Source organism: Stenotrophomonas sp. Br8, assembly GCF_014763005.1.
Classification (GTDB): Bacteria; Pseudomonadota; Gammaproteobacteria; order Xanthomonadales; family Xanthomonadaceae; genus Stenotrophomonas; species Stenotrophomonas lactitubi.
Genome location: NZ_JACGTN010000023.1, coordinates 50,151 through 62,385, shown reverse-complemented (window position 1 = coordinate 62,385; position 12,235 = coordinate 50,151). Strand labels below are relative to the sequence as shown.

9 protein-coding genes and 2 tRNA genes are annotated in these 12,235 nt (G+C 63.7%); all 11 read left to right on the top strand.

Annotated features, from left to right (window positions below; genetic code table 11):
• The 11 genes from nuoI (at position 1) to infB (ending at position 12,198) form a co-directional block, all read left to right on the top strand.
• Positions 1-489 carry an NADH-quinone oxidoreductase subunit NuoI gene (gene nuoI / locus H3005_RS18690; protein ID WP_005417924.1) on the top strand — a complete coding sequence of 163 codons (489 nt, stop codon included), beginning with the start codon at positions 1-3 and terminating at the stop codon, positions 487-489.
• Positions 490-498: 9 nt separating this feature from the next.
• Complete coding sequence (locus H3005_RS18685; protein WP_100553094.1) at positions 499-1,155, top strand: NADH-quinone oxidoreductase subunit J; 657 nt, start codon at positions 499-501, stop codon at positions 1,153-1,155.
• Positions 1,152-1,457: an NADH-quinone oxidoreductase subunit NuoK gene (nuoK, locus tag H3005_RS18680; RefSeq protein ID WP_006381125.1), complete on the top strand. Its 306-nt coding sequence runs from the start codon at positions 1,152-1,154 to the stop codon at positions 1,455-1,457. The genes H3005_RS18685 and nuoK overlap by 4 nt, the downstream gene beginning before the upstream one ends.
• Positions 1,458-1,464: 7 nt before the next feature.
• Positions 1,465-3,624, top strand: a complete 2,160-nt coding sequence (nuoL, locus tag H3005_RS18675) for an NADH-quinone oxidoreductase subunit L (protein ID WP_191078749.1) — start codon at positions 1,465-1,467, stop codon at positions 3,622-3,624.
• A 23-nt stretch (positions 3,625-3,647) separates the two neighbouring features.
• Entirely contained in the window at positions 3,648-5,156 is a 1,509-nt protein-coding gene (locus H3005_RS18670; RefSeq protein ID WP_089236294.1) for an NADH-quinone oxidoreductase subunit M, read from the top strand.
• Between the two features lie 15 nt (positions 5,157-5,171).
• Positions 5,172-6,632: an NADH-quinone oxidoreductase subunit NuoN gene (gene nuoN, locus H3005_RS18665; protein ID WP_089236293.1), complete on the top strand. Its 1,461-nt coding sequence runs from the start codon at positions 5,172-5,174 to the stop codon at positions 6,630-6,632.
• Positions 6,633-6,762: 130 nt separating this feature from the next.
• A tRNA-Met gene (locus H3005_RS18660) sits at positions 6,763-6,839 on the top strand.
• An 84-nt stretch (positions 6,840-6,923) separates the two neighbouring features.
• Positions 6,924-7,000, top strand: a tRNA-Met gene (locus H3005_RS18655).
• A 356-nt stretch (positions 7,001-7,356) separates the two neighbouring features.
• Positions 7,357-7,947 carry a ribosome maturation factor RimP gene (gene rimP / locus H3005_RS18650; protein WP_089236292.1) on the top strand — a complete coding sequence of 197 codons (591 nt, stop codon included), beginning with the start codon at positions 7,357-7,359 and terminating at the stop codon, positions 7,945-7,947.
• A 4-nt stretch (positions 7,948-7,951) separates the two neighbouring features.
• A complete protein-coding gene (gene nusA, locus H3005_RS18645; protein ID WP_089236291.1) occupies positions 7,952-9,463 on the top strand; it encodes a transcription termination factor NusA in 1,512 nt (503 codons plus the stop codon).
• A gap of 92 nt (positions 9,464-9,555) precedes the next feature.
• Positions 9,556-12,198: a translation initiation factor IF-2 gene (gene infB, locus H3005_RS18640; protein ID WP_089236290.1), complete on the top strand. Its 2,643-nt coding sequence runs from the start codon at positions 9,556-9,558 to the stop codon at positions 12,196-12,198.
• Positions 12,199-12,235: the final 37 nt, after the last annotated feature.

Sequence of the window (12,235 nt, the reverse complement as noted above, 5' to 3'; positions counted from 1 at the left end):
ATGAACAGGATTACCCATTACTTCAAGAGCCTGTTGCTGCTCGAACTGCTGGCCGGTCTCTGGCTGACGCTGAAGTACAGCTTCAAGCCGAAGTACACGATGATGTACCCGATGGAGAAGTTCCCGCAGTCGCCGCGCTTCCGTGGCCTGCACGCTCTGCGCCGTTATCCCAACGGTGAAGAGCGCTGCATCGCCTGCAAGCTGTGCGAAGCGGTGTGCCCGGCATTGGCCATCACCATCGATTCGGCCAAGCGCGAGGACGGCACCCGCCGTACCACGCGCTACGACATCGATCTGTTCAAGTGCATCTTCTGCGGCTTCTGTGAGGAAAGCTGCCCGGTGGACTCGATCGTCGAGACCCACATCCTCGAGTACCACTTCGAGAATCGTGGCGAAAACATCGTTACCAAGCCGCAGCTGCTGGCCCTGGGCGACCGTCTCGAATCCGAGATCGCCGAGCGTCGTGCCGCCGATGCCGCTTACCGCTGAGGTCGAGAGATGGATTGGGTAAATATCGCTTTCTGGGTCTTCGCCATCGCGGCAACGGTTTCGGCCGCTGCAGTGATCAGCGTGCGCAACCCCGTGCATGCTGTCCTGTGCCTGGTGCTGACCTTCTTCTCCATCGCCTGCGTGTGGCTGCTGGTCGGTGCCGAGTTCCTCGGTGTTGCGCTGGTGCTGGTCTACGTCGGTGCGGTGATGGTGCTGTTCCTTTTCGTGGTGATGATGCTCGACATCGATCCTACGAAGATGCGTGAAGGCTGGGTGCGCTACCTGCCGGTCGGCCTCATCGTTGCCGTGGCGATGCTGGTGCAGATGCTGACCCTGATCGGCGTGAAGGGCAGGGCGGTCACTCCGTTCCCGGCCGACAACGCCGCCGCGGTTGCTGCAGACAGCTCCAACGTCACCTGGCTGGCCCGCACGCTGTTCACTGAGTACCTGCTGCCGTTCGAGTTCGCTGCCGTCATCCTGACTGTGGCTGTTGTGGCCGCGGTAATGCTGACCCTGCGTCGCCGTACCGGTGTGAAGAGCCAGAACCCGGGTGAACAGACCATGGTCAAGGCGGGCGACCGCCTGCGCATGGTCAAGATGGGCGCCGAAGTGCCGGTCGTGCACAGCAACAGCAAGCCGGTTGCCGGCGAGGAGACCCAGCCGTGATTACCCTTGGCCACATGCTTGCGCTCGGCGCGGTGCTGTTCGCCATCAGCCTGGCCGGCATCTTCCTCAACCGGAAGAACGTCATCGTCCTGCTGATGTCCATCGAACTGATGCTGCTGTCGGTGAACGTCAATTTCGTCGCGTTCTCGCGTCAGTTGGGTGATCCGTCCGGTCAGCTGTTCGTGTTCTTCATCCTGACCGTCGCCGCAGCCGAGGCCGCCATCGGCCTGGCGATCCTGGTGACCCTGTTCCGTACACGCCGAACGATCAATGTCGGCGAAGTCGATTCGTTGAAGGGCTGATCCACAGATGGAAATCACTCTCTCCAAGAGTCTGTTGATCGCAGTGGTGCTTGCACCGCTGTTCGGCAGCATCATCGCCGGCCTGTTCGGTCGCCAGGTCAAGCGCTTCGGCGCGCAGACCATCACCATCCTCGGTGTCGCCGTTGCCTGCGGCCTGTCGATGCACACGCTCTACCAGCTGCTGTGGGGCGGGGCTCAGCCGTTCAACGAGAACCTGTACACGTTCTTCGAAGTCGGCCAGTACTCGGCCCACGTCGGTTTCATGGTCGACAAGCTGACCGCGATGATGATGGTGGTGGTGACCTTCGTGTCGCTGCTGGTCCACATCTACACGATCGGCTACATGCAGGACGATCCGGGTTACCAGCGGTTCTTCAGCTACATCTCGCTGTTCACCTTCTCGATGCTCACCCTGGTGATGAGCAACAACTTCCTGCAGCTGTTCTTCGGCTGGGAAGCAGTGGGCCTGGTGTCGTACCTGCTGATCGGTTTCTGGTTCAAGCGTCCGACCGCGATCTTCGCCAACATGAAGGCGTTCCTGGTCAACCGCGTCGGTGACTTCGGCTTCCTGCTGGGCATCGCCGGTGTGTTGTGGGTGTTCGGTACCCTGGATTACTCGCAGGTGTTCTCGCAGGCCGGCATGCTCGCCGACCCGCGCGCCCAGCTGCAGATCTGGGACGGCACCATGTTCGGCATGCAGCTGCTCAACGAGCCGGTGATCTGGTCGATCGCCACCGTCATCTGCATCGGCCTGTTCATCGGCGCCATGGGCAAGTCGGCGCAGGTTCCGCTGCACGTGTGGCTGCCGGATTCGATGGAAGGCCCGACCCCGATCTCGGCGCTGATCCACGCCGCGACGATGGTGACCGCCGGTATCTTCATGGTCACCCGCATGTCGCCATTGTTCGAGCTGTCGCAGACCGCGTTGAACTTCATCCTGTTCATCGGTGCCACCACCGCGTTCTTCACCGGCCTGATCGGCATCGTGCAGAATGACATCAAGCGCGTCGTCGCGTACTCCACGCTGTCCCAGCTGGGTTACATGACCGTGGCGCTGGGCGTGTCGGCGTACTCCGCTGCCGTCTTCCACCTGATGACCCACGCCTTCTTCAAGGCGCTGCTGTTCCTGGGGGCCGGCTCGGTCATCATCGCGATGCACCACGAGCAGGACATGCGCAAGATGGGCGGCCTGCGCAAGTACATGCCGATCACCTTCATCACCATGTGGATCGGTACCCTGGCCCTGGTCGGTACGCCGTTCTTCTCCGGCTTCTACTCGAAGGACACCATCATCGAGGCCGCCGAGATCCACGCCCACATGCAGAACAGCTGGGTGGCCACCTATGGCTACTGGGCAGTGCTGGGTGGCGTGCTGGTGACCAGCTTCTACAGCTTCCGCCTGCTGTTCCTGACCTTCCACGGCAAGGACCGCTTCCGCGATGCACACGATGATCACGGCCATGGTCATGACGACCACCATGCTGCCGACGCACACCATGCCGACGCGCATGACGACCACGGCCATGGCCACGGTCCGCATGAGCCGCATGAAACGCCGTGGGTGGTGACGCTGCCGCTGATCCTGCTGGCCATCCCGTCGATCGCCATCGGTTTCTTCAGCATCGGTCCGATGCTGCACGGCACCGACTGGGCCGGTCACCACGCCCATGCGGCGATCAAGGGCCAGGTCAACACGTTCTTCACCGGCATCGTCGATTTCTACGATCCGGCCAAGAACACCGTGGCCTTCCTGGGCGAGGAGTTCCATGGTCCGGTGGCGTTCGCGCTGCACGGCATGATGCTGCCGCCGTTCTGGCTGACCCTGGCAGGCTTCCTGCTGGCTGCGTTGTTCTACCTGTGGAAGCCGGACCTGTCGGGCAAGGCGCGCAAGACCTTCGCCCCGGTGGTGTCCGTGCTGGAAAACAAGTACGGCTTCGACAAGCTGTGGATCGATGGCCTCGCCGGTGGCAGCGTCAAGCTGGGCAAGGTCTCGCGCTGGATCGACAGCAACATCGTCGACGGCGTGGTCAATCTCTCGGCACGTGTTGTGGACGTCGCAGCCAGCGTGCTGCGCCGTACCCAATCCGGTTTCCTCTATCACTACGCCTTCGCGATGATCATCGGCCTGATTGCCCTCCTGGGCGTGCTGATGCATTACCTGCGTTGATGACCTGTACGGAATAAGAAGACGTGTCGAACTGGCCTCTACTCAGTGTCCTCATCTGGCTGCCGATCCTCGGCGGTGCCCTGATCCTTGCGATCCGTGATGCGCAGACCGCCCGTTGGGCGTCGCTGGGCGTCGCGGTGCTGACCTTCGTGGCGAGTCTCTCGCTGCTGGGCGGCTACAACCCGGGCATCGACGCGCTGCAGTTCGTCGAGACCCACGCCTGGATCCCGACCTACAACATCGGCTACAACCTGGGCGTGGACGGCATCGCCGTAGCGCTGATCCTGCTGACCACGTTGGTCAGCGTGCTCGCCCTGATCGGTGCCTGGAGCGCGATCGACAAGCGCGTGAACCAGTACGTGGCGGCCTTCCTGATCCTGGAAGGTGTCACCGTCGGTATCTTCTCGGCCACGGACGCGATGCTGTTCTACGTGTTCTTCGAGGCGATGCTGATCCCGATGTTCCTGATCATCGGTGTCTGGGGCGGCCCGCGCCGCATCTACGCCGCGCTGAAGTTCTTCCTGTACACCTTCCTCGGCTCGGTGCTGATGCTGGTGGCGCTGATCTACCTGTACATGAAGGGTGGCAGCTTCCAGCTGGCCGACCTCTATGCACTGCAGCTGTCGGGCAAGGAACAGACCTGGATCTTCTTCGCCTTCCTGATCGCGTTCGCGGTCAAGGTGCCGATGTTCCCGGTGCACACCTGGCTGCCGGACGCGCACGTGGAAGCGCCGACCGCCGGTTCGGTGATCCTGGCCGCCATCGCACTGAAGATCGGTGGCTACGGCTTCCTGCGCTTCAACCTGCCGATCGTCCCCGATGCGTCGCAGGAGTGGGCATGGCTGGTCATCGCACTGTCGCTGATCGCGGTGATCTACGTCGGCCTGGTCGCCCTGGTGCAGGACGACATGAAGAAGCTGATCGCCTATTCGTCGATCGCGCACATGGGCTTCGTCACCCTGGGCACCTTCATTGCCCTGTGGCTGGTGCGTGAAGCCGGCAACGTCGATGCGGCCCGCCTGGGCCTGCAGGGCGCCATGGTGCAGATGATCTCGCACGGCTTCGTGTCCGGCGCGATGTTCTCCTGCGTCGGCGTGCTGTACGACCGCATGCACAGCCGCCGCATCGCCGATTACGGCGGCGTGGTCAACGTGATGCCCTGGTTCGCCACCTTCGCCATGCTGTTCTTCATGGCCAATGCGGGCCTGCCGGGTACCAGCGGTTTCGTCGGCGAGTTCATGGTCATCCTCGCGGCGTTCCAGCGGAACCCGTGGATCGCCCTGGGCGCAGCCACCACCCTGATCATCGGCGCGGCCTACACCCTGTGGCTGTACAAGCGCGTCTTCTTCGGCGAGGTGGCCAACAGCCACGTCGCCGAACTGAAGGACATCAACGGCCGCGAATGGCTGGTGCTGGGCGTGTTCGCCATTGGCGTGCTGGCCCTGGGCATCTACCCCAAGCCGCTGACCGACCTGATGGAGCCCTCGATCGCAAAGCTGGCGATGCAGATCGCATCCAGCAAGCTGCTGTAATTCCAGGATTTGATGATGACCACCTCGCCGCTGCTGCCACTGACCGCCGCTGACCTGCCACCGCTCGCTCCCGAGCTGGTGCTGATCGGCAGTGCCTTCGCCCTGATGATCCTCGACCTGTTCGTCAGCGAACGGAACAAGATCGTCACCCACCTGTTCTCGGTCGCCGCACTGGCCGTGGTGCTGTTCATGCTGGCCACCGGCGTGGGCGGGCAGGGGGAGGTCTTCCATGGCATGTTCGTGCGCGATACCGCCGCGGACGTGATGAAGACCGGGATCGTGCTGCTCAGCGGCCTGACCCTGATCTACGGCTGGGGCTACCTGCGCGAGCGCAAGCTGTTCCAGGGTGAGATTCCGGTGCTGATCCTGTTCGGTACCGCCGGCATGATGATCCTGGTCTCCGCCGGCAGCCTGCTGATGGTGTACCTGGGCCTGGAACTGCTGGCCCTGTGCTCCTACGCGCTGGTCGCCAGCAACCGCGAAAGCGGGCTGGCCTCGGAAGCGGCGATGAAATACATCGTCCTCGGCTCGCTGGCTTCGGGCCTGCTGCTGTACGGCATGTCGCTGATCTATGGCGCCACCGGCAGCCTGCACCTGGATGCCATCCAGGCCGCCATCCCGCACTCGGAAGAGCGCGTGCTGCTGATCACCGGCGCGGTATTCATGATTGCCGGTGTTGCCTTCAAGCTGGGTGCCGCACCGTTCCACATGTGGCTGCCGGACGTGTACCAGGGTGCTCCGGCACCGATCGCGCTGTTCATCAGCTCGGCACCGAAGCTGGCCGCCTTCGGCATGGCCTATCGCCTGCTGGAAATGGGCGTGGGTCCGCTGTCGACCGAACTGCAGCTGATGATTGCCGGCCTGGCCGCGTTGTCGCTGGTGATCGGCAACCTGATGGCCATCGCACAGAGCAACCTCAAGCGCATGCTGGCGTTCTCCACCGTGTCGCACATCGGCTTCCTGCTGATGGGCATCGCCGGTGGCGGTTCGCAGGGTTATGCGGCTGCGCTGTTCTACGCTCTGGCCTACGCCATCATGTCGACCGCAGCCTTCGGCGCGATCATCGCGCTGTCGCGTGCCGGCTTCGAGGCCGAGAACATCGAGGACTTCAAGGGTCTGAACGCCCGCAACCCGTGGATGGCCGGCCTGGTGCTGTGCATCATGGCGTCGCTGGCAGGTATCCCGCCGTTCCTCGGTTTCTGGACCAAGCTGGCCGTGCTCGGCGCCGCCATCAACGGCGGCCTGTTGTGGCTGGCGATCCTGGGCGTGCTGTGCGCCGTGGTCGGTTGCTTCTACTACCTGCGCGTCATCAAGGTCATGTACTTCGATGAGCCGGTGGGCGAGGCCATGCCGCGCAGCAAGGACCGCGTGCTGGGCGTGGTGCTGGGCGTGAACGCACTGGCATTGCTGGCGCTGGGCCTGGCCTGGAACCCGATCATGGTCTGGTGCCAGCAGGCATTTGCGCATCTTGCATAAAAGTTGACACAAAGCTGCGCGATTCGTGTAATATACGCAGCTTGAGTTGTCACTGCAGCGGTTCAGCCAGAACATCGTTGCGGAGCGCACTCCCTCGCCAGAGTGGAGGCAGCGGTTCAAACACTTCCGGTGCGGGGTGGAGCAGTCTGGCAGCTCGTCGGGCTCATAACCCGAAGGTCGCAGGTTCAAATCCTGCCCCCGCTACCAACACATCGAATCGGCGCCAACCAGTTCGATGAATGAGGAAAAGCTTGCAGGTTTTGAAGTTATCCCTCATAATTCCGCTTCTGATGCGGGGTGGAGCAGTCTGGCAGCTCGTCGGGCTCATAACCCGAAGGTCGCAGGTTCAAATCCTGCCCCCGCTACCAAGTAAAGAATGCGCCTTCGAAGTTCTGCTTCGAAGGCGTTTTTCTTTGGCGCTTCCGCTGATCCACCGGGCCATGCCCGGCGAGCGCAGCGGAGGGTTTCAGCACGGCCGCAGCCTTGCACCAGAGCGGTGCAGGGGCTATCATCAGCGGCCTAGAAGTACCCCTGACGGCGGCGCTCCCCATCGGAGATCCACACGGAAGGAGGGCCGCAGCACGCTTGTTCAGCGCGTTGCAACCGGAATCCAGTCACCGGAGTCTTTCCGGAAAAGGGGCCCAGCGGGCCCTTCGTCGTTTTCGGGGCGTCATGTTTCCATGCTGGCCAAGGCCGGCACCCAACCAAGAGATCAAGGCAGGCTGTGAGCGACAAGGCAACCGACATCGCGAATCTGCTCGCCCCGACCGTTGTGTCGCTGGGCCTGGAGCTGCTGGGCGTTGAGTATCTGCCGGCCCCCGGCGGTGCGACCCTTCGCCTTTACATCGACGTGCCGCTGGCGGAACAGCCCGAGCGCATCATCAATGTGGACGACTGTGAGCGGGTAAGCCGCGAAGTCTCTGCACAGATGGACGTCGAGGACCCGATCAGCGGCAATTACACGCTGGAAGTGTCTTCGCCGGGCGTGGATCGCCCGCTGTTCAACCTGGAGCAGTTCGGTCGTCACCTCGGCGAATCGGCCAAGGTCACCCTGAAGCTGCCGCAGGAAAACCGCCGTCGCCTGCAGGGTCGCATCGACGCGATCGACGAGGCGCAGGGCAGCATCACCTTCATTGTCGACAACACCGCACTGGTGGTGTCGGCCGACAACATCGACAAGGCGCGGATCATGCCTGACTGGGTGGCGCTGGGGCTGGCCCCGAGCAAGCCGACCGGTCCGGCACCGAAGCGTCCGAAGCCGAACAAGAATTCTTCTTCCAACGAGCCGGCGGCAAAGAAGCCGCGCGCGGAGTGAGCCAATGAGCAAGGAACTGTTGCTGGTAGTGGACGCGGTCGCCAACGAGAAGGGCGTGCCGCGTGAAGTAATCTTCGATGCCATCGAGGCCGCCCTGGCCTCGGCAGCGAAGAAGCGCTATCCCGACGAGGAAGTGCTGACCCGCGTGGTCATCGACCACAAGGATGGCAACTACGAAACCTACCGCCGCTGGGAAGTGGTGGCCGATGACGTAGTGATGGAATCGCCGGATCGCCAGATCCGCCTGATGGACGCGATCGACGAAGCCGAAGGCGTGGACGTCGGCGATTACATCGAAGAGCAGATCGAGAACCCCGACTTCGGTCGCATCGCCGCCCAGGCCGCCAAGCAGGTGATCGTGCAGCGCGTGCGCGAAGCCGAGCGCCAGCAGGTTGTCGATGCATGGGCCGACCGTGTGGGCGAGCTCATCACCGGTGTGGTCAAGCGCGCCGAGCGCGGCAACATCTATGTCGACCTTGGCGGCAACGCTGAAGGTTTCATTCCGAAGGACAAGGGCATTCCGCGTGATGTCCTGCGTGCCGGCGACCGCGTCCGCGGTTACCTGGCCGAAGTGCGTTCGGAACCGCGTGGCCCGCAGCTGTTCATCAGCCGCGCCGCACCGGAATTCATGATCGAGCTGTTCAAGCTGGAAGTGCCGGAAGTCGGCCAGGGCCTGGTGGAAATCAAGGCCTGTGCCCGCGATCCGGGCGACCGCGCCAAGATCGCCGTGCTCGCCCACGACCAGCGCACCGATCCGATCGGCGCCTGCATCGGCATGCGTGGTTCGCGCGTGCAGGCCGTGTCCAACGAGCTCAATGGCGAGCGCGTGGACATCGTCCTGTGGAACGAGAACCCGGCCAACTTCGTCATCAATGCGATGGCGCCGGCCGAAGTGCAGTCGATCATCGTCGATGAAGACAAGCATTCGATGGACCTGGCCGTTGCTGAAGACCGCCTGGCCCAGGCGATCGGCAAGGGCGGCCAGAACGTGCGCCTGGCCAGCCGCCTGACCGGCTGGCAGCTCAACGTGATGACCCAGGACCAGGTGACCGCCAAGTCGGAAGCCGAGCAGGCTTCGGCCCGCCAGCTGTTCATGGACAAGCTGGAAGTGGACGAGGAAATCGCTGGCATCCTGGTCAGCGAAGGCTTCGGCACGGTCGAGGAAATTGCATACGTACCGGTCGGCGAACTGCTGGCCGTGGAAGGTTTCGACGAAGACATCGTCGAAGAGCTGCGCGCACGTGCCCGCGATGCGCTGCTCAATGAGGCCCTGGCAGTCGAGGAAGGCCTGGAGGACGGCCAGCCGGCACAGGACCTGCTGTCCCTGAAGGGCATGGACGAAGCCACCGCATACGCGTTGGCCGGCCACGGCGTGCGTACCAGCGAGGACTTGTCCGACCTGGCCGCCGACGAGGTCATGGACTTCGGCATTGAAGGGCTGGACCAGGAGCGCGCCGCGGCGCTGATCCTGGCCGCGCGTGCCGAGGAAATCGCCCGACTGGAACGCGGCGAATGAGCCGGCAATGAACAGGGCCCTGAGCCGATCAGGGCGTAGAATCCGCGCCACCTCCAGATGCGGGGGGGCGCCCACAAGATCATAGGATCCGAATGTCGCAGCAAACCACCATCCGCAAGCTTGCTGAACTGGTCAATACACCGGTCGAAAAACTGCTGGAACAGCTGGCTGGTGCCGGCATGAAGTTCAGCGGTCCCGACCAGGTCGTGACCAGCTCCGAGAAAGTGAAGCTCCTGGGCTTCCTTCGTCGCTCGCACGGCAAGCCCGAGCAGGCCCCGGAAGAGACTGATCAGTCTGCCAAGAAGATCACCCTCAACCGTCGCAAGCAACAGGAAGTGACGGTCAGTTCCGGTCGCAGCAAGACAACCGTGAACGTGGAAGTGCGCCAGAAGCGCACCTACGTCAAGGATGGTGCTCGTGCGATGACCCCGGACGAAGAGCGTGCCGACATCCTGCGCAAGCTGGAAGAGTCGCGCGCACGCAACCTTGCCGAGCAGCAGGCCCTGGCCGAGAAGGACCGCCTGCGTGACGAGGCCATCGTCCGTGCACGCGAGGAAGAGGTCGCTGCCAAGGAGCGTGCCGAGGCCGAGAAGAAGGCGGCCGAGGAAGCTGCGGTTGCCGCCAAGGCTGCCGAGGCCCTGGCTGCCAGCAAGCCCAAGGTGCGTGCTCCGATCGACGAAACCGCGCCGCGCCCGCCGCGCGCTCCGGCCGCAGCCCCGGCTGCTCCGCGTAGTGCAGCGCCGCCGCGCAGCGACGACCGCAACAACCGCAACGCGCCGCGCAACGAGCGTGGACCGGGTGACCGCTTTGCCGGTCAGATGCACCTGTCCGCTGCCGATCGTGCGCGCCGTGGCAACAGCAACAACAGCAACAACCGTGGTCGCCCGGGCAGCCGTCCGACGTCCGGCCGTCGCGACATGTCGCGCGGCGGTGGCAACTCCGGCCCGCATGCCTTCGAGCGTCCGACCGCACCGGTCGTGCGTGAAGTGGCGATCGGCGACACCATCACCGTGGCCGACCTGGCGCAGAAGCTCGCGCTGAAGGGCGGCGAGGTGGTGAAGGCGCTGTTCAAGATGGGCGTGATGGCCACCATCACCCAGTCCATCGACCACGACACCGCGGCACTGGTCACCGAAGAGCTGGGCCACAAGGCGATCCGCGCCAGCGACAACGACGCCGAAGACGCGCTGTTGGCATCGGCGGGTGAGAACAAGGGCGAGGCCGTGCAGCGTCCGCCGGTGGTCACCATCATGGGCCACGTCGACCACGGCAAGACCTCGCTGCTGGATTACATCCGTCGCACCAAGGTCGCCACCGGCGAAGCCGGCGGCATCACCCAGCACATCGGTGCGTACCACGTTGAAACGCCGAAGGGCGTCATCAGCTTCCTGGATACCCCGGGCCACGCCGCGTTCACCTCGATGCGTGCCCGCGGTGCCAAGCTGACCGACATCGTGGTGCTGGTCGTGGCTGCCGATGACGGCGTCATGCCGCAGACCAAGGAAGCGATCCAGCACGCCCGTTCGGCGGGTGTGCCGCTGATCGTGGCGATCAACAAGATCGACAAGTCCGGCGCCGACCCGATGCGGGTCAAGAACGAGCTGCTCTCCGAGCAGGTCGTGGCCGAAGACTTCGGTGGCGACACCCAGATGGTGGAGATCTCGGCCAAGACCGGCCTGGGCATCGACGATCTGCTGGAAGCTGTTTCGGTCCAGGCTGAGCTGCTGGAACTGAAGGCGGTCGACGAGGGTCGTGCCAACGGCGTGGTCATCGAATCGTCGCTGGACAAGGGCCGTGGCCCGATCGCGACGGTGCTGGTGCAGCAGGGCCGCCTGAAGAAGGGCGATTACCTGGTGTGCGGTATCCAGTACGGCCGCGTGCGTGCGCTGTTCGACGAAACCGGCAAGCAGCCGGAGTTCGCTGGCCCGTCCATCCCGGTGCAGGTCCTGGGCCTGTCCGGCGTGCCGGAAGCCGGTGACGACTTCGTCGTCGTCGACGACGAGCGTCTGGCCAAGGACGTTGCCCAGCAGCGTGAGACCAAGCGCCGCGAATCGCGCCTGGTCGCCACCGCTGGCAGCCGCATGGAAGACATCATGGCGACCCTGGGCAAGGGCGAGGGCCAGCAGGTCCTCAACCTGGTCATCAAGGCCGACGTGCAGGGTTCGGTGCAGGCGTTGAGCCAGGCCCTGGTGGCGCTGTCCAACGACGACATCCGCATCAACGTGATCCACTCCGGCGTGGGCGGCATCACCGAGTCGGACGCCAATTCGGCCGCCGCTTCGAAGGCCACCGTCATCGGCTTCAACGTGCGTGCGGATGCTTCGGCCCGTCGCATCATCGAATCCAACGGCGTGGACCTGCGTTACTTCTCGATCATCTATGACGTGATCGATCAGGTGAAGCAGGTGGCCTCCGGTCTGCTGGGCGTGGAGATCCGCGAAGAGATCATCGGTATCGCCGAGGTCCGCGACGTCTTCCGCAGCTCCAAGCTGGGTGCGGTCGCCGGCAGCATGGTCATCGAGGGTGTGGTCAAGCGCAACAAGCCGATCCGCGTCCTGCGCGACAGCGTGGTGATCTTCGAAGGCGAGCTGGAATCGCTGCGCCGCTTCAAGGAAAACGTCGAGGAAGTCCGCAACGGTACCGAGTGTGGTATCGCGGTGAAGGCCTACAACGACGTCAAGCCGGGTGACCAGATCGAGTGCTTCGAGCGTATCGAAGTGCCGCGCACCCTGTAATGCTGCAACGGACCGGCCCTCACGGGCCGGTCTCGTT